The sequence below is a fragment of the Kitasatospora sp. NPDC004615 genome (assembly GCF_042873545.1).
Lineage (GTDB): Bacteria > Actinomycetota > Actinomycetes > Streptomycetales > Streptomycetaceae > Kitasatospora.
In genome coordinates, this window is sequence record NZ_JBIALQ010000007.1 from 45,081 (window position 1) to 70,826 (window position 25,746).

A 25,746-nucleotide genomic window follows, 5' to 3' on the forward strand; every position below is an offset into this window, starting at 1 on the left:
AGATCCAACCATGGTTTCGGGAGCGTGACCAGAGGTTTCGCCGCCCAGGTCAGACCGCCTCCGACCTGCGAGAAGCCCCCGTCGAACACCGGTCGCAGCATGCGACGGGGGTGGTTGTCAAGCCCTGGAACCCGCCCTGACCTGCGAAAACGCCCTTCGGGTCAGCCGAAAAGCGTGTTATTCTGGAAAGCCACGGAAGGGGTCCTGTCACATGACGTTCAAGGTTGGCGACACGGTGGTCTACCCCCATCACGGGGCTGCGCTGATCGAGGCCATCGAAACTCGCCAGATCAAGGGTGTGGACAAGACCTACCTGGTGCTGAAGGTGCAGCAGGGAGATCTGACCCTCCGCGTTCCGGCGGAGAACGCCGAGTTCGTCGGTGTCCGCGATGTGGTGGGCCAGGAAGGCCTGGACCGCGTCTTCGAGGTGCTTCGCGCGCCCTACACCGAAGAACCCACCAACTGGTCGCGCCGTTACAAGGCAAACCTGGAGAAGCTCGCCTCCGGCGACGTGATCAAGGTCGCCGAGGTGGTCCGCGACCTGTGGCGCCGCGAGCGTGAGCGCGGCCTGTCGGCCGGCGAGAAGCGCATGCTCGCCAAGGCCCGCCAGATCCTGGTGAGCGAGCTCGCGCTCGCCGAGAACACCAACGAGGACAAGGCCGAGACGCTGCTCGACGAGGTCCTCGCCTCCTGAGGCAGGACAGCGCCTGGCTTGGCTTGACGTAGCGCCCGATGGTGCCCGAAAGGGCGCCTCGGGCGCTTCGCCATGCTCGGACGCAGGGCGGTACAGCGCGCCGTGAACGTGCCTGGAAGGGGGAGGCACGGTTGGGCGATGGCGGAAGGGGCGGCGCGGTTCCACTAACGTGCAGTCAGGAAGGGGGCCTGCCCGCTCGCGAATCCGCGTTCGGCACGGCCATACCCATCGCGACCAAGGAGCCAAACCTGAACGCCTCAGCACAGCTCGCGGCAGCGGTCGTCCCGGCTGCCGGCCGCGGCGAGCGACTCGGCCCCGGCGCCCCCAAGGCGCTGCGCGAACTCGGTGGCGTCCCGCTGCTGGTGCACGCGGTCCGGGCGCTGGCCCGCAGCCGGGCGGTCGGCCTGGTGGTGGTGTGCGCGCCGCCGGACGGCGTGGCGGAGGTCGTCGCGCTGCTGGACAGCCACGGCCTGGACGGCAAGGACGTCCGGGTGGTGCCCGGCGGCGCCAGCCGGCAGGAGTCGGTGCGGCTCGGCCTGGCCGCGATCCCGGCCGGCACCCCGGTGGTGCTGGTGCACGACGCGGCCCGCCCGCTGGTGCCTGTCGAGGTGGTGGACGCGGTGGCCGCCGCCGTCCGGGCCGGCGCCGAGGCGGTGGTGCCGGCGGTGCCGCTTGCCGACACCGTCAAGCGGGTCGAACCGCAGCCGTCCGGCCCCGAGCCGGTGCTGGACACCCCCGACCGCTCCACGCTGCGCGCCGTGCAGACCCCGCAGGGCTTCGACCTGGCGGGCCTGGCCGCGGCGCACGAGAAGGCCGTCGCCGAGGGCATCGAGGTGACCGACGACGCCGGGCTGATCGAGCGCTTCGGCGGCCGGGTCGTCGTGGTGCCCGGCCACGAAGAGGCGTTCAAGGTCACCCGCCCGCTGGACCTCGTACTCGCCGAGGCCGTACTCGCCCGCCGGAGGGCCACCGATGCCTACTGAGAAGACCGCCCCGATCCTGCCGCGGATCGGCATCGGCACCGACGTGCACGCCTTCGAGGACGGCCGGCCGCTGCGGGTGGCCGGGCTGGACTGGCCGGGCGAGACCGGCCTGGCCGGGCACTCGGACGCCGACGTGGCCGCGCACGCCGCCTGCGACGCGCTGTTCTCCGCCGCCGGGATCGGCGACCTGGGCGCGCACTTCGGCACCGACCGCCCCGAGTGGGCGGGCGCGGCCGGGGTGGCGCTGCTCGGCGAGGCCGCCCGGCTGGTGCGGGAGGCCGGGTTCGAGATCGGCAACGTGGCGATCCAGGTGATCGGCGTCCGCCCGAAGATCGGCAAGCGCCGCACCGAGGCGCAGGCCGCGCTGTCCGCGGCGGTCGGCGCGCCGGTGTCGGTCTCCGGCACCACCACCGACGGCCTGGGCCTGACCGGCCGGGCCGAGGGACTCGCCGCGATCGCCACGGCGCTGGTCTGGGAACGGCCCGCCCCCTAGCCTGACATGACAGGCAGTCAAGTCTCTGGTGCGGGAGGAAACATGGGCGTCGAACTCGACGACAACGTGCGGAAGCTGCTGGACGAGAAGAGCTTCGCGGTGGTGTCCACCGTGCAGCCCGACGGCAGCCCGCAGGCCTCGGTGGTGTGGATCAAGCGGGACGGCGACGACATCCTGTTCTCCACCGTGCAGGGGCGGCGCAAGCACCTGAACCTGGTGCGGGATCCGCGGATCAGCGTGCTGATCAACCCGGCGGAGAGCCCGTACCAGTACTTCGAGGCGCGCGGCGAGGTCACCATGACCACCGAGGGCGGCCGGGAGCTGATCGACGAGCTGTCCCGCAAGTACCGCGGCCAGGACTACGCGTGGGACGGTCCGGACGCGGTGCGGGTGGTGGTGCGGCTCAGCCCGCGCAAGGTGGTCGCCAACTTCTGAGTGGGGCGCGCCAAGTGGCCGGAAGGTGGCGGGGCACCCCCCGCCGCCCACTACTCTGGACGCTGTGAGCCTTCGCCTGTACGACACCATGACCCGCCAGGTACGCGACTTCGTCCCGCTGGTGCCGGGCTGTGTCTCGATCTACCTGTGCGGTGCCACCGTTCAGGCGCCCCCGCACATCGGGCACATCCGGTCGGGACTCAACTTCGACGTGATGCAGCGGTGGTTCCGCTACCGCGGCTACGAGGTCACCTTCGTCCGCAATGTCACCGACATCGACGACAAGGTGATCGCCAAGGGGCGCGAGCAGTCCATCGAGTGGTGGAAGATCGCGCACGCCAACGAGCGTGCGTTCAACGAGGGTTATGACGCCCTCGGCTGCCTCCCGCCGAGCGCGGAGCCGCGGGCCACCGGCCACGTGCCGGAGATGATCGAGATGATGCAGGGGCTGATCGAGCGCGGCCACGCGTACGAGGCCGACGGCAACGTCTACTTCGCGGTCACCACCTACTCCGACTACCTGGCGCTCTCCAACCAGGAGTTGGAGAACCTGCGGCAGCCCTCCGGCGACAACGAGACCGGCAAGCGGGACCCGCGTGACTTCGCGATGTGGAAGGCCGCCAAGCCCGGCGAGCCGAGCTGGGACACCCCGTGGGGCCGCGGCCGCCCGGGCTGGCACCTGGAGTGCTCGGCGATGGTGCACAAGTACCTGGGCAGCTCGTTCGACATCCACGGCGGCGGGCTGGACCTGATCTTCCCGCACCACGAGAACGAGATCGCCCAGTCCAAGGCGTACGGCGACGACTTCGCCAACTTCTGGGTGCACAACGCCTGGGTCACCATGAGCGGCGAGAAGATGTCCAAGTCGCTGGGCAACTCGGTGCTGGTCTCCGAGATGGTGCAGCGCTGGCGGCCGATCGTGCTGCGCTACTACCTGGCCGGCCCGCACTACCGCTCGATGATCGAGTACAGCGAGGAGTCGCTGCGCGACGCCGAGACGGCGTTCGCCCGGATCGAGGGCTTCATCGAGCGCGCCGTCGAGCGCTGCGGCATGGTCGACGCGGCGCCCGAGGTGCCGCTGGCGTTCGCCGAGGCGATGGACGACGACCTGGGCGTGCCGCAGGCGCTGGCCGTGGTGCACACCGCCGTCCGGCAGGGCAACAGCGCGCTCGGCGCGGACGACAAGGAGTCCACCGCGGCCCGCCTCGCCGAGGTCCGGGCGATGCTCGGCGTGCTCGGCCTGGACCCGCTGGACGACTTCTGGGCCGGCGGCCGCAGCCAGGGCGAGGAGCTCACCGGCGTCGTCGACTCGCTGGTCAAGCTGGTGCTGGAGCAGCGCCAGGCGGCCCGCACCCGCAAGGACTTCGCCACCGCGGACGCCATCCGCGACCAGCTCGGCCAGGCCGGGCTGGCGATCGAGGACACCCCGTCCGGCCCGCGCTGGACGATCAACCAGTAGCCCCTCGGGGCGCATGGGGGCCGTACCTTTGTATGGGTGCGGCCCCCACGCACGAAGCAGACGCAGAGACAGGAAGTACAGCCATGGCCGGCAACAGCCAGCGCAGGAACCGCCGCAACCCCGGGTCGAAGAAGGGCGCGAGTGTCGGTACCGGCGGCCACAGCCGGAAGGCGCTCCAGGGCAAGGGCCCGACGCCGCGCGGCGAGGAGCGCAAGGGACACCCCAAGCAGCGCGCCGCCAACGCGGCACTGAAGCGTGAGCGCGACGCCAAGTCCCGGGCCGGCATGCGCCGGTCCGGCGGCCCGCGCAGCGGCCGCGGTGGCGCGGGCGCGGCCGAGCTGGTGGTGGGCCGCAACTCGGTGGTCGAGGCGCTGCAGGGCGGCGTGCCGGCGAACACACTGTACGTTCAGCAGTTCATCGACACCGACGACCGCGTCCGCGAGGCCTTCCAGGCCGCCAACGAGCGCGGCGTCCCGCTGATGGAGGCCCCGCGCGCCCAGCTGGACCAGATGACCGGCGGCCTGAACCACCAGGGCCTGGTGCTCCAGGTCCCGCCGTACGAGTACGCGCACCCCGACGACCTGCTGGAGGAGGCCGCCAACACCGGCCAGGACGCGCTGATCATGGCGCTGGACGGCGTCACCGACTCCCGCAACCTGGGCGCCGTGGTCCGTTCCGCCGCCGCGTTCGGCGCGCACGGCGTGGTGATCCCCGAGCGCCGCGCGGCCGGCATGACCGCCGGTGCCTGGAAGACCTCCTCCGGTGCGGCCGCCCGGCTGCCCGTGGCCCGCGCCACCAACCTGACCCGCGCGCTGGAGGCCTACCAGAAGGCCGGCCTGATGGTGGTCGGCCTGGCCGCCGACGGCGAGGCCGAGATCGGCGACCTCGACGCGCTGAACGGCCCCGTGGTGATCGTGGCCGGCTCCGAGGGCAAGGGCCTGTCCCGCCTGGTGTCGGAGACCTGCGACCTGCGGGTGCGGATCCCGATGCCCGGCCACACCGAGTCGCTGAACGCCGGTGTCGCCGCCGGCATCGTGCTGTACGAAGCGGCCCGCATGCGCGCCAAGCGCTGACCGCCTGGGAGTAAGGCGCCCACTGCGGCACTGACGCACCGTCATGACACGTGACGGTGCGTCGTTTTTGTGCGTCAACCGGTCGGGTCCGGTCGGGCCCGATCGGATTTCTCGTGATCACTTCAAAGCCCCGCCCGGAATCCACCCGGGAGAGTGTCCTCCGGGCCCGTCACCCGGTTAGAGGGGTGTGGACACCAGAACACCTCGGCGTTTCGGGCAGCGCTCCGCGGGGATAGACGACGGCCCGGGCCTCAACACGGTCCGGGTTCCGTCCGACCCGGCGAAGCTCAGCAGCACCCAGGCCAGTTTCCGGGTCAGGCTCTCCGGCCCGGTGACCGCATTGATCGACCGCCCCACCGGTGCCGCCTTCGGCGACCCCTACAACCTGCAGCACGGCACCCGTCCGCTGGTCACCCCGCAGGTCGTGGTGCCCGCAGCGACGGTGCCCACGCTCGCCGGGATCACCGCCGCCTCCGTCACCGGCACCACGCCCCGCCGCAAGCCCCGGGTGGTCACCTGGAGCGGCCAGGCCGCGCCCGGCGACACCGCCGCCACCCAACTGCTCGAAGCCGTCCGGCTGAACACCGTGCCCGCCCCGGCGAAGGCCTTCTCCGAGCAGGACACCCAGCAACTGCAGGCCGTTCCCCGGCAGTACGGGACGGGCTCCGGCGCGGGCCCGGGCTCGGGTTCGGCTTCGGGTTCGGCTTCGGGTTCGGGTTCGGACGAATCGTCGCGGGTCGGCGTCGCCGAACTGCTGGACGAGTCGGTGCGGGTCGGCGGGCACAGCTGGCACCCCGAGGGCGAGCTGCCCGAGACGCCGTCGCTCGGCGAGGGCTCCAGGCACGCCTGGTACCCCGGCCGCCGGGTCGACCTCGGCCTGGTCCTGCTGCCGCTGCGGGTGCTGCTCGGCTCGCTGTCCGTCTACGCCGGGTTCAGCAAACTCTGCGACCCGGTGTACTTCGACGGTGGCGAGCGCGGCTCGATGATGCGCTGGCTGTCCTCGCTGCACCCCTGGAAGGTCGCCCAGCCGCTGCTGGACTTCGCGATGGCCCACCCGGTCGGCGCGGGCCTCGCGGTCTCCTTCGCGGAGATCGTGATCGGCGTGCTGTCCATCCTGGGCCTGTGGCAGCGGCTCGCCGCCGGCGGCGCGATGGCGCTGTCCGCCGCGCTGCTGTTCACCGTCAGCTGGAAGGCGGTGCCGGCCTACGACACCCCCGACCTGATCTTCCTCGCGGCCTGGAGCCCGCTGCTGATGGCCGGCGCCCCGTTCGCCTCGCTGGACGGCCGGATCGCCCTCGAGGCGTTCCGCCGCCACGGGCCCGCCGAACCCGGCGCGGTCCGGCGACGGATGCTGCGCCGCCGCTCGGTCGTCACCGCCGTGGTCGTCGGTCTGACCCTGCTCACCGGCTCGCTGCTCGGCGCCGCCGTTCGCACCGGCCGCACACAGACACCGGTGCACCCGCCGACGGAGTACGGCACCCCGGTCTGGCCGAGCAGCGGCCCGTCGCCCTCCCCGTCCGCACCGACCACCCCGCCGTCCCAGGGCCCCACCAAGGTCGCGCCCTCCCCCTCACCCAGCCGCAGTGGCAGCGGCAAGCCCAAGCCCAGCACCGGCCCGTCCGGCGGCACCAGCCCCGCGCCGCACGCCGGGGGTGGCAGCAGCGCCGGTACGGGCGGCTCCGCAGGCGGCACGGGCACCGGCGGTGCCGGGACGGGCGGCGCACCCAGCAGCCCGCGCTCCCAGCCCTCGCACGGGGTGATCGGCGGGCTGCTGGGCAGCGGGCCGCCGCTGCTGGAGCTCGGCATGCGGCCGGCGGCCGTGAGCGAGACGGCCTGACGGCCGGTCGACGTACGGCAGGGCCCCTTCCGGGAGATCTCCTCCTGGAAGGGGCCCTTCGGTTCGGTCGGGCAGGTGGGCGAGAAACCGGGGGCGTGGGGAGCTGCGCGAAACGGAAGGCACCCGTCAGCAAGATCGCGAGCACGTGCAGGTCATTGCCCTGCGTCGCGATCTTGCTGACGGGTGCCTGGTTTCTCGCGCGGTTCCCGGTGGCGGCTGCTGTCTAGCCGACCACTCCGGCGGCGAAGGAGCCGTCGCAGACCGGGCGGGCGAAGGAGCGGGCGCGCTGGACGTCGCCCTGGTACTTCTTCACCGCGGCGCGGCCGAGGTCGCCGGCCAGGGCGCTGCAGTACGGGGTAAGGGAGGGCTTCTCGCGCATGGTGCGCTCCAGCAGGTCGAGCGCGGTGCCGGGGTTGTGGTTCTTCAGCTCCTCCATCAGGTCGACCCGGAGCGCGTCCTGCGCGGCCAGGCCCTGGGTGTTGGGAGAGGTGGAGGTCCGGCCGATGGTGCCGTCCCCGCTGGAGGCCGCGACCACCTGCTGGTCCAGGGCCGTTGGCGGGGCCCATGGGACGCGGGTGACGGCGAGGGTGCCGGTGGTCACCAGGATCACCGGCAGGGTGAGGGCAACGGTCTGGCCGATTCGGCGAACGAGCTGTTTCACGCACAGGAGAGTAGCGGTGCGTGGCGGAATGGGCGCGCCGCGTTACCCCAACGAGTGATCGCTGTCCTGTTTTGTTCCGCCATCAGGTTGACGCGAGGGGCTGAAACGGCGGAACCCCCTGCCGACGGCCGTCGGCAGGGGGTTCCGGTGCGTTGGTCGGCGCGCCGCGTCAGCGGCCGGCGGTCAGCGGCTGAGGCGCTCGCCGGTGGTGGCGAAGACGTGGGTCTCGTTGCCGACCGGGACGACGTGGATGGTCTCGCCGCGCTGCGGGATCTCCCGGCTGTGCACGCGGACCACGATGTCCTTGTCCTGGCCCGACACCTGGGTGGTGCCGTACACGAAGCCGTCCGCGCCGAGCTCCTCGACCACGTTGACGGTGACCGCGACGCCCTCGACACCGCCGGCCGGGACGATCTGGAAGTGCTCGGGGCGGATGCCCACCACGACGTTCTTCGCGGAGCCGGCCTTCGAGAGGTCCTCACGGTCGATGTTGATCACCGAGCCGCCGAACTTCACGCCGCCGTCCACCAGCGGAACCTCGACCAGGTTCATCGCCGGGGAGCCGATGAAGCCGGCCACGAACAGGTTGGCGGGCTTGTCGTACATGGCGCGCGGGGCGTCGACCTGCTGGAGCACGCCCTTGTCGAGCACCGCGACGCGGTCACCCATGGTCATGGCCTCGGTCTGGTCGTGGGTGACGTAGACCGTGGTGATGCCCAGGCGGCGCTGCAGGCCGGCGATCTGGGTGCGGGTGGAGACGCGGAGCTTGGCGTCCAGGTTCGACAGCGGCTCGTCCATCAGGAAGACCTGCGGCTGGCGGACGATCGCGCGGCCCATCGCGACACGCTGACGCTGACCACCGGAGAGCGCCTTCGGCTTGCGGTCCAGGTACTCGGTCAGGTCGAGGATCTTGGCGGCCTCTTCGACCTTGGTGCGGATGTCCGCCTTGTTGACGCCGGCGATCTTCAGGGCGAAGCCCATGTTCTCGGCGACGGTCATGTGCGGGTACAGCGCGTAGTTCTGGAACACCATCGCGATGTCCCGGTCCTTCGGCGGCAGGTGGGTCACGTCGCGGTCGCCGATGCGGATGGCGCCGCCGTTCACGTCCTCCAGGCCGGCCAGCATGCGCAGGGAGGTGGACTTGCCACAGCCGGAGGGGCCGACCAGGACGAGGAACTCGCCGTCGCCGATCTCCAGGTCGAGCGCGTCGACCGACGGCTTGTCGGCACCCGGGTAGACGCGGGTGGCCTTGTCGTACGTCACAGAAGCCATGCTGCTTCGCTCCTTCACCGGCAGGAACGTGCCGGACGATCCGAGTAAAGGTTGGGTGGTCTCCACCGCCCCGAATGGTCTGGACCACCGACCCCGGCGCGGCTCCTCGTGACGGTACCCGCCGACCCGTTCTTTTGTCAGCCCTCGCCCGCCCCCGACTTCCGCATCGATCCGATCACGGCCCACCCCCCGCCCGTCCCCTCAACCGCCCGCATCGCCCCGCCCCCGCCCGGTACACTGCCCACTGGTGCCGACGCGGATCCCGCGGACGGCTACCGCGCCTCCTTAGCTCAGCTGGCCAGAGCACCGCTCTTGTAAAGCGGGGGTCGTCGGTTCGAACCCGACAGGGGGCTCCAGGTACAGAGGTTGACGGAGGGCCGGTCGCCGGGAGGGATCCCGGGGCCGGTCCTTCGGCGTTGGTGGGGTCAGGCGCTTTCGGTGGCGGCGATGAGGGCGTGGATTTCGGCGATCTGTTGGACGTCGGCGTTGGCGAGGCTGGCCAGGGCGGTGTGCCAGGCGGCGACGGCCTCGCGGGGGCGGTCGAGGTCGCGCAGGACGAGGCCGTGGATGTGCTCGGTGAGGCCGGTGCCGTAGCCCTCGGCGACGGAGGTGGTCCAGGCGAGGAGTTCGTGGCAGGCCGTCAGGGCTTCGGCGAGGCGGCCTTGTCGGCGGAGGGCCTCGATCCGGCCCTTGTGGGCTTCGAGTCGGAAGTCCCAGGGGGCGGTGCCGGGCGGGAAGGCGAGGGCGGCGTCGAAGTGGTGGATGGCGTCGTCGGGGGCGTCGAGTCGGAGGTAGGCGTAGCCGATGTTGCAGAGGCCGGAGACTTCGGCCGCGGTCATGCCGGCGCTGCGGCCGGCCTCGATGCTGCGGCGGTGGTGGGCGATGGCGAGGTGCGGGTCGGTGGCTTCGATCAGGTTGCCGAGGTTGCAGTGGACGGTGGCCGCGCTGAAGGCGTCGCCGTACTCCTCGGCGAGTTCGGCGGCTCGTTCCAGGACGGCCCGGGCCTCCTCGGTGCGGCCCAGGGAGGACAGCAGCATGCCGCGGTTGCCGGCGGCGTAGCGTTCCCGCTGCTGGTCGCCGAGCTGTCGCCACAGTGCCTCGCTCTGCTCGATCAGGTCGAGCGCGGGAAGGTAGCGGCCGACATCGAAGTGCGCGGCGGCCAGGTCGCCGAGTGCGTACGCCTCGGCGGTGGAGTCGGCCGCCTGCCGGGCCACTCGCAGGGCGGTCTGGTTGAGCTGGGTGAGTTCCGGGTGGCGGCCGCGGGCGCGGAGATAGGGGAAGAGCCCCCGCACCACCGGGAGCAGGTACTCGGCAGCCCACGGTTCGGCGGCTAGCCGGTCCACCAGGACCAGCAGGTTGCCGTACTCGGCGTCTCCGAAGGCCAGCGCGGCGTCCCGGTCGAGTTCGCGGCCGGGGGCGACAGCGGGCAAGTGCCGGTCCGGGTGCTTGGCCGCGTCCAGGGCCAGTGCCACGGCGGACGCGGCGCCCAGGTACCACTCGAGCGCCGCGCGGGTGAGCCGGACGCGCTGCTCCGCGTCGGCGGTGAGTTCGCGGGCGTAGTCGCGGACCAGGTCGTGCGGGACGTAGCGGTCGAGTCGCGGTTCGTCGAGGAGGGCGACCTCGGTGAGGCGGTCGAGGGCGGCGGCGGCCTGGGTGGGGGTGAGGTCGAGGACGCCGGCCAGCAGGGGGGCGGTGTATTCGGGGAGGTCGAGGGCGCCGACGGCGAGGAGGGCGTCGGCGGCGCGTTGGTCGGGGCGGCGGGTGGAGTCGCGGAGTGAGTCGTAGGTGAGGGCGAGCGACTGGCGGATGCTCAGGTCGTCGAGTTCGAGTTCGTCGAGGCGGTCGGTGCCCTCTTCCAGTCGGCCGACCAGGCCGCGGACCGGCAGGGTGTGGCGGGCGGCCAGGCGGGCGCCGACGATGCGCAGGGCGAGCGGGAGGCGGCCGCAGAGGTGGACGAGCCGGGCGAGGTCGGCCTGTTCGATGGCGACGACGGTGCGGTCGGCGGTGGCGCGGCCCGCGGTGCGTTCGACCAGGGCGATGCTTTCGCGTTCGGAGAGGGTGTCGAGGCGCAGGTGGAGTGCGCCGTCGAGGGCGAGCATCGGGGTGCGGCCGGTGATCAGTACGGCGCAGCCCGGTCCGGCGGGCAGCAGGGGGCGGACCTGGGCGAGGTCGGCGGCGTCGTCGAGGAGCAGCAGGGTGCGGGTGCCGGAGAGGGTGGTGCGCAGCAGGGCGGCGGCGGTGTCGGGGTCGTCGGGCAGTGCGGACGATTCGATGCCGAGGCCGCGGAGCAGGGCGGTGAGTGCGGGCAGGGCGCCGAGTGGGGTGAGGCCGGGGGTGGCGCCGCGCAGGTTCAGGAACAGTTGTCCGTCGGGGAATTCTTCGCGCAGCGCGTTGGCGCAGGTCAGGGCGAGGGCGGATTTGCCTACGCCGGCCATGCCGCTCAGTACGGCCGTGGCGGGCCGGTCGGTGCGGGTCAGCAGGGCGGTGCGCAGGGTGTCGAGCTGGTCCTCGCGGCCGAGGAAGTGGGCGGGCGGGGAGGGGAGTTGGGCCGGTCTGGGGCGGGTGTTGGAGGTTTCGGCGGCGGGGGTCTGCGGGTCGGCGAGAATGCGCCGGTGCACTTCCTGGACGGCGGGGCCGGGTTCGATGCCGAGTTCGTCGACCAGGGTGCGGCGCAGTCGCTGGTACACGGCGAGGGCCTGGGCGCGGCGCCCGGTCAGGTCGAGGGCCTGCATGAGCTGGCCGTGGAAGGCCTCGCGCAGGGGGAGTTCGCCGACCAGGCCGGTGAGTTCGGCGATCAGGCCGTGCGGGCGGCCCTGGCGCAGTTCGGCGTCGAAGCGCCATTCCAGGGCCTGCAGCCGCTTCTCGCGCCACTGTTCGAGTTGGGCGGCGTGGTCGGCGGCCGGTTCGGGGACGTCGGCGAGCGGTTCGCCGCGCCAGAGTTCGAGAGCGGCGGCGGTTTCGGCCAGTACCTGCGGGAGGTCCCCGGCCTGGTGGGCGGCGTGGGCCCGGTGCACGGCCTGTTCGAAGCGGAGGGTGTCCAGCTCGTCGTCGGCGACGTCAAGCCGGTAGCCGCCGGGGACGGCCCGCAGGCGCTGGCCGGGTTCGTCGCGGAGTGCGCGGCGCAGCCGGGCGACCAGGTTGCGCAGTGAGGCTTCGGCGGTGGCGGGGGCGTGGGCGCCCCACAGAGTGTCGATCAGGCGGTCGAGCGAGACCGGCCGGTTGGCGTGCAGCAGCAGGACGGCGAGCAGGGCGCGGGCCTTCGGGCCGCGGACCGGGCAGTCCTGCCCGCCGTCCTGCGCCAGCAGACTGCCGAGCAATCCGAACCGCACCCGTGTGCTCCCCGTGCCGCGTGCAGGTCTCCGCCGGCTCCCACCGGTGCACGTGAGGGAGATGTTAGCTGCCGGTTATCGGCCCACCGCAGGCTGTGCTCATCGGAACGCGACCGGGTCGAGGTACTCGGACCGACGACCGAGTCGTGGACCGTCCACCCGCCGGCGGCCGGCCCACGGGCCCGCCGTTTCCCCGGCTGTACCGAGCTGCTCCGGTACCGCAGGGGGTCGACGGAGGGGGGTAGCGCACGGCGGCGACGGGGGGATCGCCGTGCTGGGGGGCGCTGGAGTGGTACCCGCGGGGGGCGGGTACCACTCCGAAGCGCGTTGCCGGTGCTCAGCTTTGCCGGCGTTCAGCGTTGGTCGGCGCTCAGCTTTGCCGGCGTTCAGCGTTGGCCGGCGCTCAGCCTTGTCGGCGTTCAGGAGAGCAGCAGCGGCATGTCCCAGTCGTGCGGGGTGCCGCCGGACGCGTAGGAGTCCAGGGCGAGCGCGACGCCGGCGGCGCCGTCCAGGTAGCCGGAGACGTCGGACGCGAACGGCTTGGCGGTCATGCTGAAGCGCAGGCCGAACGGGGCGTCCGGGTCGAACGAGTCGATCAGCCGGGCGGCGATCAGGTCGCGCCGCTGCTCGATCCGCGGATCGGCGAAGTGTTCGTTCAGGCGGCCCAGTTGGTGCAGGGCGCCGGCCCAGCCGTGGCAGAGCGCGTGGTCGGTCATGCCCCAGTCGTCGAGCGGCCGGGTGAGCAGCCGCTCGACCGAGTCGCGGGCCGTCGCGGTCCAGTCGGGGCGGTCGAGGACCGCGCCGGCGACCTGCAGGGCGCGGGAGACGCCGGGCGCCCCGTAGCACCAGGACGGCCAGCTGGGGGGCTTCCGGTAGGCGTCGGGGCCGGCCAGGTACTCGGTGAGGTCCAGGAAGCCCGGCCAGTACGGGCCGTGTTCGTCGCGCACCGCCCAGCGGACCATCAGCTCGGCGGCGCTCTCCAGCGCCTCCTGGTGGCCGGGCAGCCGGATGCCGTCCCGCCAGGCCAGCGCGAGCAGCATCAGCGGGCCCGGGACGCCGTGCGACAGGCCGAGGTTGAGGTGGCCGTCGGGCAGTAGGTGTTCGGAGCCGATCCGCGGCGCGTCCAGTGCCCACCAGCGCGGGACGCGTACGCCGCGGTGCTCGGTCTCGCCGCGGGCCAGTTCGATCAGGTAGCCGAGGACGGTCTCCAGTTCCTCGCCGCAGGTCTCGGCGCGGGCCAGCAGGTACCGGCCGACGCCGGTCATGCCGCGCACCACCTCGTAGTGGCCGATGGTGGCGAGCGGCCCGTCCGGTACGGCGGGCATCGCGGTGTGCACCAACTGCCGCTGGTAGGCGTCGAGTCGGTGCAGGGCGGTGGTGTAGCCGCCGGTGGCCCGGTTGGCGATCAGTACGGCGAACGCCAGTGCCCCGGGGCCCTTGAAGATCCCGCTGGGGGTGGTCTTCCCGTCGGCGGCGGCCCGGGTGGCGACGGCGAGCCAGCCGTGCGCCCGCGCCGTCCGGTCGGTGCCGGGCCGGGCGCCGCCGCTGAACGCCAGCGACAGGCCCGGGCTGCCGCTGCCGAGCGTCAGTTCCGCCCACACGCCCTCCGCGACCCCGTCGTCGGCGGCCTCGGCGGGGATCCGGGTGGCGGCCATGGTGGCGGCGGGGTCGGCGAGCCTGTCGAGGATCCGGTCGGACATCACCCCGGCCGCTTCGCGCAGTTCGGCCCGGTGTGAGGGCGCGGCGGTGGGTTCGGTGACGGTCATGAGGAGCTCCGGGTGGCGAAGAGAACGGTGGCAGAGCAGAGGCGGCGTGCCGTCATGAGCGGCTCCGGGGACGTCCGGGCGAGGCAGGCCGAAGGCGCGTCGCCGGGCGGCGCAACGGGCCGGCGCCGCTTCTGGCCCCGCGCAACTCCGCCGGCTCCGTGTACAACGCCGCCGAATCCCGGTGGCTGGCGCCATGTCACTGCGCGCCGCCCGCGTGGGCCCGGCGGCCGAGCAGGGAGCGCGCCGCGCCGCGCAGGACGGCGTAGCCGCGGGCCTCGGCGGCCGGGTCGCTGCCGAACAGCCGGTTGTGACGCATGTGCAGCAGCGACATCAGGGCCTCGTCGCGGTCGGCCTCGGGCGCGGCCAGCAGCAGCCGGCCGAAGGCGCGCGGCGCGGGGGAGTCCGTCCAGAGGGTGGCCAGGGCGGGGACGCCGAGCAGTTCGGCGGCGTGCCGGGCGGCGTCGCCGGGGCGGATCAGCCGGTCGGTGAGGGCGCGGTGGCGCTGGTAGACCTGGTGGTCGGGGCCCTTGCTGAACAGGTGGTCGGCCCAGCCGCACCAGTCCCAGTCGCCGAGCGAGTCCAGCAGCACGGCGTGGCCGACGGCGGCCAGCACCTCGTCCGGCACAGCGGCCGCCCCGGCGCGGCGGGCCTGCAACTGGAGGACCGCGGACTGGCTGTCCGTCAGGAACAGTTCCTCGGCGGCCTGCTGGGCGTCCGGACCGAGGTAGCGGTCGGTCTCCGGCCGGTACACGTCGAGCGCCATGGTGCGCAACGCGCCGGTGCCGATCAGCTGCCGGACGCGCGCGCCGAGCGCGGGCAGCACCCGGGCGTTCAGGACGGCGGGGTCGCCGTGCAGGCGCAGCCGCAGGTGCGGTTCGGGGTCGCGGTAGCGGAGGAAGAACCAGCGGTCGATGTCGTCGCCGAGGTCGGTGAGCAGCGCGGGCAGGTGGTCGGCGAGCAGCGTCTCGTGCGCGGACGGGTCGGCGTACAGCTTGACGAACAGCCAGTCCTCGCCGGGCAGATGGACGGCGGTCGGGGCGATGCGCAGCGCCGACCTGGCGAGCGGTGGGCGGCCGTCGGCGGCGGGCTCCGGCGTGGGGGCGCGGAACAGCGGGACGACGATCTCGGTGCTGTGGCCGTGGTTCCAGCCGAGGCCGGCGCCGTCCGCGGTGAGGTCCTGGTAGAGCTGGAACCGCGGTTCGGGGGCGGTGAGTTCGGCGCGCAGCAGGTCGGTGTCCCAGGTTTCGCGCAGGTCGATCGGGAACATCCGGTCGTTGCTGGCGATCTGCAGCCGGTCGGGCACCCGGAAGCGTTCGCGCCACTCGCGCAGGCCCTCCGCCCAGGCGGCCGGCCCGGCGGTGCGGGCGGCGTCGCGCAGGCGGCGGCCGGGCAGCCAGCGGCGCGGGGTGGTGAGGACCCGGCCGTAGCGGACGGCGGGCAGGTAGGGCAGCGTGTCCAGGCCCGCCCAGTCCCAGCCGGACCACACCCGGGGGCGGGCGGCGGCCAGCTCGGACAGGAAGCGGGCGACCGGCGGGGCCTGCGCGTCCAGGGCGAGCATGTGCGGGAAGACCGGGACGATCTGGCGGCCGGTCTCCGGGTGCAGCAGGCGCAGCCCGTCCTCGCCGGCGGCGACCAGCAGGGTGCGCCAGTCCAGGCAGTGCGGGTCGCCGCGGTCGGCGGGCACCCCGATCGGCAGGCGGTGCGGCAGCAGCTGCGGCACCTGGACGATGTTCAGCGAGCGCGGGTCGCGCGGGGCCAGCTCGACCTGGACGGGCAGTGCAGCGTTCTCGGTGGACTCGTCCGGCCCGGCGGCGAGCGCGGCGAGGCCGTCGGTCAGGCCGGCCAGGTCGGCGAACCGGCCGGCGGTGGCGCCGGCCGTCCAGGAGCCGATGTGCGGGCTGCCGAGCAGCAGGAACTCGCCGCGGTCGAGGGCGGCGGTGGAGTCGGCGAGCAGCTGGAAGCAGAGTTCCAGGGTGCGCGGCGGGCGGCTGCTGCCCGGGGTGTGGCCGGCGGCGTCGGCGAGCCGGGCGATGTCGGCGTCGTCCAGTTCCAGGTCGCGGCCGGACATGACGGCCTGCTGGACGAGCTCGGCGACGGCGTTGCGACGGGAGCGGTCGGCGTCGTCGCCGGGCCCGGAGCGCGCGTGCGTGGGCAGTGCGCCGCCGTACTCGGCGGGCAGGCCGAGGCCGCGGTGCGGGTCGGCGAGGTCTCCCAGCGGGACGGCGCTCGCGGTGCCGTAGCGCTCGACGAACCGCTCCCGGTAGTCGCGCAGGTGCTCGAGCGTGGTCCACTCGGGCGTGATCGCCCAGATCGCGGCGGCGTACCGGCGCACCTCCTCGCCGATCGCCTCGGGCAGCACCAGGTCGGCGGGCATCCGCAGGTCGACCTGGACGGGCGGCCGCTCCCCGGCCCGGTCGGCCGGGTCGAGCGCCCGGACCTCGTCCAGCAGGGCCCGCCAGGACTCCAGCCCCTCGCCGGGCCGGTCGCGTTCGTGGGCGGCCGCGGCGGCGCGGACGGCGCGCAGCCCCTCGGCCGCGCCCGGCACCACGCCGTCGACGGCGGACTCGATCCGGGTCAGCAGCGCGTCGTCGATCCGGTGCGGGGTCAGCGAGGTGAGCAGGAAACCGTGCTGGACGAGGCCGGCCAGCAGCGCGTCGATCCGCTCGGCGGGCAGCTGCGGGAAGCGCCCGGCCAGGTCGTCCAGCAGCGCCGCGTACCCGACCGGCCGGGCCGCCAGCTCGCGCACCCGGGCCACCAGCGCGTTGTCGCGCACCGAGAGCTCGCGCTCGCCGGTGTGCCGCAGCAGGCGGCCGTCGCGCAGCACGGACAGATCGTCCAGCACCACCTCGACCCGGCGGCGGACCGCCGGCACGGCCAGCCAGGCCAGCACCCGGCGGTGCAGCCAGCCGCCGTCCAGGCGCACCCGGACCTGGCCGGCCCCGGCGGGCGAGGACTTCGCGGCGGCCCCGAAGCTCGCCCGGCCGACACCCGCGAACAGGCCGAACGGCGTGGGCCGGCCGCCCGAACGGCGGGCGTAGCGGGTCAGTGTGCGGGCGGCGCTGACGGTCCGCTTCCGGCCGAGCGCGGCCGCGCCGTCGGGCTCGCCGAGACGCTGCAGGCTGAGCGCGAGGCTGCCGCTGGCGACCTCGACGGCCTGCCGCAGCAGCGGGTTCGCGGCCAGCCGGCGCACCCCCGGGACAGGGTCGTCCGGGTCGATCCGGGCCTCGGCACCGGTCCGGGGCGTGCTGGCCATCCGCACCAGCACCGGCTCGCGGATCTCGAACAGGTCCTGCTCAGGTCGCACGTTCGTGGTGTCCCTCACGGTCGGAAACGGCGGGCAACTGCGGCTGCGGGAGACTGCGGAGAACGAAGAACGCGGGGCGGGCCGCAGCCCGCCCCGCGCACGTGGTCTACCGACGTGACGTCAGCAGCACTTCGGGCAGCGGGTGCCGATGGCGTAGCTGCTCGGAGAGGTGAAGGTGCCCTGGCCGAACGCCTGGGTCTCGTCCGAGACCTCCGCGATGCGAAGGTCGAGGTCGAGGTCGCTGTCCTGCTGCACGAGGATCTCGTTACGCATGTTCCCCTCCAGAGGGCTCGTCGGTTCGGCCGCAACGGTGTCCCGGCCGGAGCGCCGGCTGCGAACGGGGGTTCGCTTTCGGCGCCGAGGTCAACTTTTCCCGGCTTCCCACCATGTGGTGAGTGCTCTCCTGGCCAACCTGCCGGCGCCTGCCCGCCGGGCGGCCGCCGACTGCCCCGACGGCCCCTGCCACCTGCGGTTCCTCGGTGATCGCCAGGTCGGCCGGGCCCGACCGGGTGGGTGCGCACCCTGTCCAGTTCCGACTTGTCCGCGAGCGGTCAGGTTTCAGTAGTGAAAACGATGAACACTCCTGCTCCCGGGTGGTGGGAAGGGGAGTGGTGTGGCCGGTGCGACAGGAGTCCACGACCGGTTCAACGGAGGTTCACCGTTTTGACTCAAACTTTGCCGGCCGACGGCTGGCAACCGATCAGTCGGCCGCCCCGCCGGCCGCCCGCGACGAGTCCGACCGCCCGTGCGAAGCGTCCGCCGCCACCCGGTGCACGAACGTCGCGGTGAGGAACGACACCACCACGCAGACGATCACCAACGGCAGCGAATCCGCCGCCTGATCACCCAGCAGCGCCGCCGCCAGCACCGTGCTCGTCACCGGCAACCGGGTCACCGCCGCAGTGCTCGCCGCCAACCCCGCCGCCAGGCCCGCCGCCACCCCCAGCCCCGGCAACCCGCCCACCGCCACCCCGAGCGCCGCACCCAGCAGCACCGCCGGAAAGATCGGCCCACCCCGCAGCGACCCCAGCGCCACCCCCCAGCCCAACCCCTTGAACACCACCAGCGCCAGCAACGCCCCCACCGACCACGCCTGCGGATCCGCCGCCAACTGCCCCAGCGTCGCCTGCCCCGACAGCGCCGCCTCCTCCGGCGACCGGCCCGTCGTCACCGCGTACCCCGTCACACACAGACCCACCAGCACCGCACAGATCACCGTCCGCACCGCCGTGCGCTGCGCCGTGAACGCCGCGAACCGCTGGCCCAGCGTCTGCCCCGCGACCATCAGCACCGCGATCACCATCGCCAGCGGCACCCCCCACAGGAAGTCCGCCGCATCCGGCAGCGCCGCCTTCGGTACCTCCGGCAGCCGCAACGCCCCGATCGTCAGCCCCGTCCAGTGCCCGAATCCGGTGAACACCAGCGCGCCCACCCCCGACGACAGCAGACACGGCAACAGCAGCAAGGTCAGCTGCGGCCCGCCCAGACCCGCCGCCTCGATCATCAGCACCGCCGCCACCAGCGGACTTCCGAAGATCGTCGAGATCGCCGCGGTTGATCCGGCCGCACCCAGCATCGGCACCAGCAACGGACTGGCCTCCGGCCGCGCCCGGCCCACCGCCAGCAGCGCCAGGCCACTGCCCAGCGCCATCAACGGCGCCTCCGGACCCAGCACCGCGCCCAGCGGCAGCGCCGCCAGCGCCGCCAGCACCACCGAGGGCACCTCCACCGGCAGCGTCGGCGGCCCGCCCAGCCCGTGCACCGGCACGTGCCCGCCCCGCCCCGGCATCCGGGTCACGATCGGTGCCAGCAACAGACCCGCCAACGCCAACGCCGGCAACGGCCACCACCACGGCGCCCGCCCGTACCCCAAGGCCTCCGGCGCCGACTCCCACACCCAGTGCTGCAACTCGTGCTCCAGGCTCACGAACCCGAAGGCCGCCAGCGAGACCGGCACACCCACCAGCGCGGACACCAGCAGCAACCGCAGGTAACCGGGACTGTGGAGCAACTCACGAATCCCGGGCGCCGCCTGCTCTGCCATCTGCGCTCCCCTGCTCACCCGCTCGCCCGCACACACCTCCTCCGACCGTCCTGCCGCCCGCCACCCCCGGCCATCCGGGCGCGCCGAACGGGCGAGCGGCGCTCGCGCGGGCCCACCGCACCGGTCGTACCGTGGACAAAAGGGGGCCCAGCCACCCGGGGGGACCGACCCGACCCGGGGGGACCGACCCGAGGAGAACCCGATGCCCGGCTCCATGACCATCGGCCACACCGACGCACTCGTGATGCTCAGCCACACCGACGCCGAACGGCTCGCCGGCGTCCTCTCCGGCCTCTCCCGCCTCGCCGCGACCGGCCAGCTCCCCGCCGCCGCGACCGCCGCCCTCTCCGGCGGCGACCCCCCGGACCGCGCCGAGCTCGCCACCTGGTGCCACCACCTGTCGGACTACCTCCGCGACCACCTCTGAGCGACAGCAGGCGGGCGCGAGAACAGGGGCGCTGGGGGTACCCCCAGCGAAGCGAGGGGGCGGAACTGCGCGAAGCGGAAGGCACTCGCCGGAAAGATCGCGACGCAGGACAACGACTTGCACGTGCTCGCGACCTCACGGACCGGTGTGCGCTTGTCGCGCAGTTCCCCGCACCCGCCCTCCCCCGAAGCCGCTAGGTTGAAGGCATGGAGCTGTCGTGGGTGACCGTGGCCACGCCGCTGCCCAGTGGCCCGATGAAGTTCGGCGTGACGGCGGACGGGGTGGCGGCGGCGACGTACGCGGGGGAGACGTTCGCGGGACGGCCGGTGGGCGTGCCGGAGTGCGGGGACGCGCGCAAGCGGTCGCTGGTGGAGGCCCGGGTCGGCGAGTACTTCGCCGGGCGGCGAACGGAGTTGGAGCTGCCGATCGACTGGCGCTTCACGACCGGACCCCAACTGGCGGTGCTGCGCTGCCTGTTGACCGAGGTGCCGTACGGCCGCACCACCACCTACGGCGAACTCGCCACCCGCAGCGGAGTGTTCGACGACCTGCCCGAGCCGGGGCTGCCGGCCCGGACGGTCGGGCAGATGATGGGGGCCAATCCGCTGCCGTTGCTGGTGCCGTGCCATCGGGTGGTGGCGGCCGACGGGCTGGGCGGGTTCGGTGGCGCCTGGCACGGGGTGGAGGTCAAGCGCTGGCTGCTCACCCTGGAAGGCGTACTGCCGCCGACCCTGGACTGGTCCGGGCCGACGGACTGACCGCAAGGGGGGAGCTACAGCAGCGCCCCGTCCAGCCGCTCCAGCGCGGGGGCCGCGGCCTGGCGCGGCAGGACTGCCTGGACGCCGGACACCAAGGTGTATTCGCCGAGCGCGAGTTCGTCCACCTCGGGCAGCAACGGCCGTGCGCCGAGCGCCAGGTCAAGAGCAGCGACAGGCAAGTTGAGCCCGCAGAGCCGGAGTTGGTGCAGTCCGCCGGACGGCCGGGTGTTGATGTCGAGCACGACGGGACGGCCGTCCGCCTCGTGCCGGAACTGGACGTTGGAGAGGTGCCCGACGCCGAACTGCTCGACCAGCCGGCGGGCGGGTTCCAGGTAGCGGGGGTCGACGGTGAAGCTGCGGCGGCGGCCCTGCTTGGTGCGGCCGACGGCGGCGAGCAGTCGCCCGTCCTGGTCGGCGAGGCAGTCCACCGACACCTCGGGGCCGTTCAGGTAGGGCATCACCAGCAGGTCGGCGGGCGCGGTGGAGGACCTCAACGCGCCCATTACCTGGTCGAGTTGGACCCGCGCGTCGACGTACCCGGCGAGCCGGCGGAGGCTGAACGGTTCGCGGGTGAGGATCCGGAAGCCCTCGCCGCCGGCGCCGCTCGCGGGCTTCAGGCAGGCGGGGGCGCCGGTGGCCTCGATCTCCTCGACAGCGACCAGCAGTTGGGCCGCGGTGTCGGCGTGCCGCCACAGCGGGGTGGGCAGGCCGGCGGCGTCGAGGGCGCGGTAGCCCTCCGCCTTGCTGGTGAACAGCGCGATCGCGGGCGCGGGCGGGCAGATCAGCGCGGTGCCGAGTACCTCGAATTCGCGGCGGCGCAGCGATATCGCCAACTGGTGCAGGCGGGGCAGGAATACGTCGATCCGGTGGCGGGCGCAGAATTCCAGCGCGAATTCCACGTAACTCTCGGCGGAGAGCCGGTCCGGTTCCAGAAACCCGAGGTCGGCGGCGGCGAGCACCGGCGAGTCCGGGTCGACGTGGGTGGCCAGGACGTGCACCGGGCGCGGCGCGGACCGCAGCAGCTCGATGAAGAAGACGTTCTCGGCGTAGGTGCGGTTCAGCCAGACGCGGACGGGCGCGGTCACGGAAGTCTCCCCGGAGGAGGGCGTGCCAATGGGAGGTCATCACCGACCGGTTCGCCTGCGCTGTGGCGGCGGTCACCATGCGGTGTGGGGGCCACCTTAGCGCTGTTCCGGAGCGATTCGAACAACGGGCCGGTGAGCTGTGCGGACGCTTCGAAATCCGCTGTCCGGCAGGGCCTTTCGGGGCGTGCGGGAAGGCGTCGGGGGGCTCGCGCGGATCGAACGATGATCGATCCAGTGCGCTGGTCGCACCATTCGCCTCGCACACCTGATTCACTCGCACGAGTGATTGCCGCGCTACCTGGCCGGGCGTCAGCATGGTTGCCGAAAACCGCCGTCGACGCGATCACGAGGCCCTCGGACATGACGACCGAAACCACCGCCGGAACCGCCCAGTCGAGGCCGCAGAGCAGCCTCTCGGTGGCGGCGGCCAAGAACCTCGCGTCGACCACCAAGTCGGCCCCGCAGATGCAGGAGATCAGCAACCGCTGGCTGCTGCGCGCGCTGCCCTGGGTGGAGGTCTCCGGCGGCACCTACCGGGTGAACCGGCGGCTGTCGTACGCGGTGGGCCGGGGCCGGGTCGGCTTCGCGCAGACCGGCCGACAGGTCTCCGTCGTGCCGCCCACGCTCCGCGAGGTGCCGGTGCTGCGCGGCTTCGAGGACGACGAGCTGCTCGTCGAGCTGGCCGGCCGGTTCGTCCAACGGGACTTCGCGGCAGGCGAGTTGCTGATCGAGCAGGGCCGCGAGATCGACGAGGTCTACCTGGTCGCGCACGGCAAGGTCGACAAGATCGGCACCGGCCGGTACGGCGACGCCACCGTGCTCGGCACCTTCGCCGACGGCGACCACATCGGCGACGAGGCACTCACCGTCGCCGACCGCCGCTGGCCCTACAGCGTCAAGGCGACCACCGCCGGAACGGTGATGGTGCTGTCCTGGCCGGCCTTCCAGGAGCTCGCGGACCGCTCCGAGGCGCTGCGTGACCAGATCCTCGCCTTCGTCGCGGACTCCCAGCTGCCGCAGAACCGCAAGGGCGAGGCGGAGATCGGCATGTCGGCCGGCCACGAGGGCGAGTACGGCCTGCCCACCGCCTTCGTCGACTACGAACTCACGCCCCGCGAGTACGAGTTGAGCGTCGCCCAGACGGTCCTGCGGGTGCACAGCCGGGTCGCCGACCTCTACAACAAGCCGATGGACCAGACCGAGCACCAGCTGCGGCTGACCATCGAGGCGCTGCGCGAACGCCAGGAGCACGAGCTGGTCAACAACCCGGAGTTCGGCCTGCTGGCCAACGCCGAGTACAGCCAGCGGATCCAGACCCACTCCGGCCCGCCCACCCCCGACGACATGGACGAACTGCTCTGCCGTCGCCGCAGCACCAAGTTCTACCTCGCCCACCCGAAGGCCATCGCCGCCTTCGGCCGGGAGTGCAACCGCCGCGGCCTGTACCCGGAGACCGTGCAGGTGGACGGCAAGACGGTCCCCACCTGGCGCGGCGTCCCGATCTACACCTGCAACAAGATCCCGGTGGTGAACGGCTCCACCTCGATCCTGGCGATGCGCGTCGGCGCCGACAACCAGGGCGTGGTCGGCCTGCACCCCGGCAAGCTGCCCGACGAGGTCGAGCCCGGGCTGAACGTCCGCTTCATGGGGATCGACGAGAAGGCGGTCATCTCCTACCTGGTCAGCGCCTACTACTCCGCCGCGATCCTCGTCCCGGACGCCATCGGCGTGCTGGAGAACGTGGACGTCGCCAACTGGCACGACTGACCGGCACGACCGACCGCGCGGCGGGCCCGCCGTCCCGGGCCCGCCCGCCGACCGCGCCGGCACTCGGCCGACGCGGAGATCCGCCGCGCCCCGCACCCGGGGCGGGCCCAGGGGGAGGACTCACCATGGCCATCACCGTGTCCGAACGCGGACAGCACAGCGAGAACACCACCCCCGTCGAGGGCGCCCGCGACACCGCCGAGGCGCTCGCCCTGCTCGGCCGGGCCCGCACCGTGGTCGACCCGGCGCTGCGCGCCGCCGTGGACACCCTCCCGGACTCGATGCGGCAGATCGCCGGCTACCACTTCGGCTGGCTGGAGTCCGACGGCACCCCGAGCGCGGCCGGCGCCGGCAAGGCGATCCGCCCCGCCCTGGTGCTCGCCGCGACCCAGGCCGTCGGCGGCCGCCCGCAGGACGCCGTCCGGGCCGCCGCCGCCGTCGAACTCGTCCACAACTTCACCCTGCTGCACGACGACGTCCTCGACCGCGACCACACCCGCCGCCACCGCCCCACCGCCTGGCGGGTGTTCGGCACCACTGGCGCGATCCTGGCCGGCGACGCCATGCACTCCCTCGCCCTCCGGGTACTCGCCGAGGACCCCCACCCCGCCGCCGCGGCCGCCGTTCGTCGCCTCGCCGACTGCGTGGTCGAACTCTGCGCCGGCCAGCAGGCCGACTGCTCCTTCGAACAGCGCTCCGACGTCACCCTCGCCGAGTGCCTCGCCATGGCGGAGAGCAAGACCGGCGCCCTCCTCGGCTGCGCGTGCGCCCTCGGCGCGCTGTACGCCGGCGCGGACGCCGCCACCGCCGACGCGATGGACGCCTTCGGCCGCGAGATCGGCCTCGCCTTCCAGCTGATCGACGACCTGATCGGCATCTGGGGCGACCCCGCGGTCACCGGCAAGCCGGTCGGCGCGGACCTCGCCGCCCGCAAGAAGTCCCTCCCGGTCGTCCACGCGCTCTCCTCCACCACCCCCGCCGGCGCGGAACTCGCCACGCTCTACGCCTCCGGCCGCCCCCTCAGCCCCGCAGACCTCGCCGCCGCCGCCACCGCGGTCGACCGCGCCGGCGGCCGCGCCTGGGCCCAGGGCGAGAGCTGCGAACGCATGGCCACCGCCATCAGCCACCTCGCGGTGGCAGTCCCGGACCCGACCCGCACCGACGAACTGCTCGCCCTGGCGGAGCTGGTCACCCGCCGCAGCTACTGATTGGGGAAGCACAAACAGGGGCGCGGGGAACTGCCCCGCGCCCCCGGTTTCGCCCCGCCTGCCGTCACCCCCCGAGCAGCGCCTCTTCCTTCTCCGGCTCGATCCCCAACGGAGTGTCCAGCTGCCGGTAGCTGACCTCCGCACGCCCACCCGACTCCAGCCACTCCCACGTGTCCCGGACGGTCTCCGCGAGCGGCCGGATCCGCAGCCCGGCCGCCAGCGCGGGCGCACTGTCCGCGTGCCAGGTCCCGTGCCACCCCTCCACGACCGGTGCCCAGAGCGGGAGTTCGACCCAGGGCGCGACCTCGGCGGCGAGCAGCGTCGCGTCGGGGGTCCAGACGAACTCCGCGTCGGACCCGGTCGCGGAGCGACACGCCTCCAGGAACTCGCCCATCGTCGCCGACCGGATCGGCGAGGTGGTGACGAACCGCCCGGTCGCGCGCTGTTCGGCGAGGTCGAGGCCGAACGCGGCGAAGTCCCGGGCGTCGATCAGACTGAGCGGGTTCTCGGGGGCGCCGGGTGCGAGCACGCGGCCGCCGCGGGCGATCCGGTCGAGCCACCAGGGGAGGCGGCCGATCGGTTCGTGGGGGCCGATCAGCAGGCCGCAGTTGAGGATCGTCGCGGGGCCGAAGTTGTCGAGCAGGGCGCGTTCGCAGCCGGCCTTGAGGGCGTTGGCGAACGGCTGGTCCGGCCCGACGTCGCCGGCGCATTCGAGGGTGGGGGAGTCGGCGTCGACCGGGAGGGCGGGCCAGTCGGCGAAGGCGTGGACGGAGGAGACGAAGCCGTAGTGGCCGGCCCGGTCGCGGAGCAGCCGGGCGGTGGTGGCGACGTCGTGCGGCTGCTGTCCGGAGGTGTCGATCACGGCGTCCCACTGCCGGCCGTCGACGAGCCGGTGCAGGTCGTCGAGCGAGGTGCGGTCGCCGTGGACGGCCTCCACGCCGGGCAGGTCGGTGCGGCTGACACCGCGGTTGAAGGTGGTGACGCGGTGGCCGCGGGCGAGTGCCTCGGCGGCGTAGGCGCGCCCGAGGAACTTGGAGCCGCCGAGCAGAAGGATGTCCATGGCCTCAGGGTGTCCGTTCCGGCGGCCGGTCATCCGCACTCTTAGCTACGGGCAGAGCGGGAACGTCCGCCGACGGGGGAGGTCCCCTGAC

Annotated in this window: 20 protein-coding genes and 1 tRNA gene; 12 read left to right on the forward strand and 9 right to left on the reverse strand. The window is 73.3% G+C overall.

Annotated features, from left to right (window positions below; genetic code table 11):
- Nucleotides 1-211: 211 nt before the first annotated feature.
- The 7 genes from ACFYS8_RS23895 (at nt 212) to ACFYS8_RS23925 (ending at nt 6,974) form a co-directional block, all read left to right on the forward strand.
- Nucleotides 212-694, forward strand: coding sequence for a CarD family transcriptional regulator (locus tag ACFYS8_RS23895; protein ID WP_014136563.1), 483 nt, complete (start codon nt 212-214; stop codon nt 692-694).
- A 221-nt stretch (nt 695-915) separates the two neighbouring features.
- Entirely contained in the window at nt 916-1,677 is a 762-nt protein-coding gene (gene ispD, locus ACFYS8_RS23900; RefSeq protein WP_387644963.1) for a 2-C-methyl-D-erythritol 4-phosphate cytidylyltransferase, read from the forward strand.
- Nucleotides 1,667-2,170, forward strand: a complete 504-nt coding sequence (gene ispF, locus ACFYS8_RS23905) for a 2-C-methyl-D-erythritol 2,4-cyclodiphosphate synthase (protein WP_387643982.1) — start codon at nt 1,667-1,669, stop codon at nt 2,168-2,170. The genes ispD and ispF overlap by 11 nt, the downstream gene beginning before the upstream one ends.
- Nucleotides 2,171-2,212: 42 nt before the next feature.
- A complete protein-coding gene (locus ACFYS8_RS23910; RefSeq protein ID WP_387643984.1) occupies nt 2,213-2,605 on the forward strand; it encodes a PPOX class F420-dependent oxidoreductase in 393 nt (130 codons plus the stop codon).
- A gap of 64 nt (nt 2,606-2,669) precedes the next feature.
- Complete coding sequence (gene cysS, locus ACFYS8_RS23915) at nt 2,670-4,064, forward strand: cysteine--tRNA ligase (protein ID WP_387643987.1); 1,395 nt, start codon at nt 2,670-2,672, stop codon at nt 4,062-4,064.
- Nucleotides 4,065-4,147: 83 nt separating this feature from the next.
- Nucleotides 4,148-5,137: a 23S rRNA (guanosine(2251)-2'-O)-methyltransferase RlmB gene (gene rlmB, locus ACFYS8_RS23920; protein WP_387643990.1), complete on the forward strand. Its 990-nt coding sequence runs from the start codon at nt 4,148-4,150 to the stop codon at nt 5,135-5,137.
- Between the two features lie 331 nt (nt 5,138-5,468).
- On the forward strand, nt 5,469-6,974 hold the full coding sequence (locus tag ACFYS8_RS23925; protein ID WP_387643993.1) for a DoxX family protein: 1,506 nt from the start codon (nt 5,469-5,471) through the stop codon (nt 6,972-6,974).
- Between the two features lie 223 nt (nt 6,975-7,197).
- Here the strand turns inward: ACFYS8_RS23925 and ACFYS8_RS23930 are convergent, their stop codons facing one another.
- Together ACFYS8_RS23930 and ACFYS8_RS23935 are read right to left on the reverse strand one after the other, a co-directional pair.
- Nucleotides 7,198-7,635, reverse strand: a complete 438-nt coding sequence (locus ACFYS8_RS23930; RefSeq protein ID WP_387643995.1) for a hypothetical protein — start codon at nt 7,633-7,635, stop codon at nt 7,198-7,200.
- Between the two features lie 183 nt (nt 7,636-7,818).
- On the reverse strand, nt 7,819-8,907 hold the full coding sequence (locus ACFYS8_RS23935) for an ABC transporter ATP-binding protein (RefSeq protein ID WP_387643998.1): 1,089 nt from the start codon (nt 8,905-8,907) through the stop codon (nt 7,819-7,821).
- A gap of 279 nt (nt 8,908-9,186) precedes the next feature.
- Here ACFYS8_RS23935 and ACFYS8_RS23940 point away from each other — a divergent pair.
- Nucleotides 9,187-9,263, forward strand: a tRNA-Thr gene (locus ACFYS8_RS23940).
- Between the two features lie 69 nt (nt 9,264-9,332).
- Here the strand turns inward: ACFYS8_RS23940 and ACFYS8_RS23945 are convergent.
- The 5 genes from ACFYS8_RS23945 to ACFYS8_RS23965 form a co-directional block, all read right to left on the reverse strand.
- Nucleotides 9,333-12,236, reverse strand: coding sequence for a BTAD domain-containing putative transcriptional regulator (locus tag ACFYS8_RS23945; RefSeq protein WP_387644001.1), 2,904 nt, complete (start codon nt 12,234-12,236; stop codon nt 9,333-9,335).
- Nucleotides 12,237-12,655: 419 nt separating this feature from the next.
- Nucleotides 12,656-14,002, reverse strand: a complete 1,347-nt coding sequence (locus ACFYS8_RS23950; protein ID WP_387644004.1) for a lanthionine synthetase C family protein — start codon at nt 14,000-14,002, stop codon at nt 12,656-12,658.
- Between the two features lie 196 nt (nt 14,003-14,198).
- Nucleotides 14,199-17,255: a lantibiotic dehydratase gene (locus ACFYS8_RS23955; RefSeq protein WP_387644965.1), complete on the reverse strand. Its 3,057-nt coding sequence runs from the start codon at nt 17,253-17,255 to the stop codon at nt 14,199-14,201.
- Nucleotides 17,256-17,426: 171 nt separating this feature from the next.
- Complete coding sequence (lanA, locus tag ACFYS8_RS23960) at nt 17,427-17,579, reverse strand: SCO0268 family class II lanthipeptide (protein WP_387644007.1); 153 nt, start codon at nt 17,577-17,579, stop codon at nt 17,427-17,429.
- 427 nt (nt 17,580-18,006) lie between these two features.
- Nucleotides 18,007-19,350, reverse strand: coding sequence for a chloride channel protein (locus ACFYS8_RS23965; protein ID WP_387644009.1), 1,344 nt, complete (start codon nt 19,348-19,350; stop codon nt 18,007-18,009).
- A 202-nt stretch (nt 19,351-19,552) separates the two neighbouring features.
- Here ACFYS8_RS23965 and ACFYS8_RS23970 point away from each other — a divergent pair, with 202 nt between their 5' ends.
- Together ACFYS8_RS23970 and ACFYS8_RS23975 are read left to right on the forward strand one after the other, a co-directional pair.
- Nucleotides 19,553-19,777, forward strand: coding sequence for a hypothetical protein (locus tag ACFYS8_RS23970; RefSeq protein WP_387644012.1), 225 nt, complete (start codon nt 19,553-19,555; stop codon nt 19,775-19,777).
- Between the two features lie 206 nt (nt 19,778-19,983).
- A complete protein-coding gene (locus ACFYS8_RS23975; protein WP_387644015.1) occupies nt 19,984-20,535 on the forward strand; it encodes a methylated-DNA--[protein]-cysteine S-methyltransferase in 552 nt (183 codons plus the stop codon).
- A gap of 14 nt (nt 20,536-20,549) precedes the next feature.
- On the opposite strand, the gene ACFYS8_RS23980 is transcribed toward ACFYS8_RS23975, so the two are convergent.
- The gene (locus ACFYS8_RS23980; protein ID WP_387644017.1) at nt 20,550-21,620 is read right to left on the reverse strand and encodes an ATP-grasp domain-containing protein; all 1,071 of its coding nucleotides are present in this window, start codon (nt 21,618-21,620) and stop codon (nt 20,550-20,552) included.
- 360 nt (nt 21,621-21,980) lie between these two features.
- On the opposite strand from ACFYS8_RS23980, the gene ACFYS8_RS23985 reads away from it, so the two are divergent.
- Together ACFYS8_RS23985 and ACFYS8_RS23990 are read left to right on the forward strand one after the other, a co-directional pair.
- A complete protein-coding gene (locus tag ACFYS8_RS23985) occupies nt 21,981-23,387 on the forward strand; it encodes a family 2B encapsulin nanocompartment shell protein (RefSeq protein ID WP_387644020.1) in 1,407 nt (468 codons plus the stop codon).
- A gap of 125 nt (nt 23,388-23,512) precedes the next feature.
- The gene (locus ACFYS8_RS23990) at nt 23,513-24,595 is read left to right on the forward strand and encodes a family 2 encapsulin nanocompartment cargo protein polyprenyl transferase (protein ID WP_387644023.1); all 1,083 of its coding nucleotides are present in this window, start codon (nt 23,513-23,515) and stop codon (nt 24,593-24,595) included.
- A 64-nt stretch (nt 24,596-24,659) separates the two neighbouring features.
- Here the strand turns inward: ACFYS8_RS23990 and ACFYS8_RS23995 are convergent, their stop codons facing one another.
- Nucleotides 24,660-25,655 carry an NAD-dependent epimerase/dehydratase family protein gene (locus tag ACFYS8_RS23995; RefSeq protein ID WP_387644026.1) on the reverse strand — a complete coding sequence of 332 codons (996 nt, stop codon included), beginning with the start codon at nt 25,653-25,655 and terminating at the stop codon, nt 24,660-24,662.
- Between the last annotated feature and the right edge of the window lie 91 nt (nt 25,656-25,746).

Bases quoted from the DNA above. Each gene is read 5' to 3' on its own strand.
- rlmB (WP_387643990.1), top strand. From the start codon at position 4,148: ATGGCCGGCAACAGCCAGCGCAGGAACCGCCGCAACCCCGGGTCGAAG.
- ACFYS8_RS23990 (WP_387644023.1), top strand. From the start codon at position 23,513: ATGGCCATCACCGTGTCCGAACGCGGACAGCACAGCGAGAACACCACC.
- ACFYS8_RS23910 (WP_387643984.1), top strand. From the start codon at position 2,213: ATGGGCGTCGAACTCGACGACAACGTGCGGAAGCTGCTGGACGAGAAG.
- ACFYS8_RS23970 (WP_387644012.1), top strand. From the start codon at position 19,553: ATGCCCGGCTCCATGACCATCGGCCACACCGACGCACTCGTGATGCTC.
- ACFYS8_RS23955 (WP_387644965.1), bottom strand. From the start codon at position 17,255: ATGGCCAGCACGCCCCGGACCGGTGCCGAGGCCCGGATCGACCCGGAC.
- ACFYS8_RS23995 (WP_387644026.1), bottom strand. From the start codon at position 25,655: ATGGACATCCTTCTGCTCGGCGGCTCCAAGTTCCTCGGGCGCGCCTAC.
- lanA (WP_387644007.1), bottom strand. From the start codon at position 17,579: ATGCGTAACGAGATCCTCGTGCAGCAGGACAGCGACCTCGACCTCGAC.
- ACFYS8_RS23935 (WP_387643998.1), bottom strand. From the start codon at position 8,907: ATGGCTTCTGTGACGTACGACAAGGCCACCCGCGTCTACCCGGGTGCC.
- ACFYS8_RS23985 (WP_387644020.1), top strand. From the start codon at position 21,981: ATGACGACCGAAACCACCGCCGGAACCGCCCAGTCGAGGCCGCAGAGC.
- ACFYS8_RS23950 (WP_387644004.1), bottom strand. From the start codon at position 14,002: ATGACCGTCACCGAACCCACCGCCGCGCCCTCACACCGGGCCGAACTG.
- ACFYS8_RS23975 (WP_387644015.1), top strand. From the start codon at position 19,984: ATGGAGCTGTCGTGGGTGACCGTGGCCACGCCGCTGCCCAGTGGCCCG.
- ispF (WP_387643982.1), top strand. From the start codon at position 1,667: ATGCCTACTGAGAAGACCGCCCCGATCCTGCCGCGGATCGGCATCGGC.
- ACFYS8_RS23895 (WP_014136563.1), top strand. From the start codon at position 212: ATGACGTTCAAGGTTGGCGACACGGTGGTCTACCCCCATCACGGGGCT.
- ACFYS8_RS23965 (WP_387644009.1), bottom strand. From the start codon at position 19,350: ATGGCAGAGCAGGCGGCGCCCGGGATTCGTGAGTTGCTCCACAGTCCC.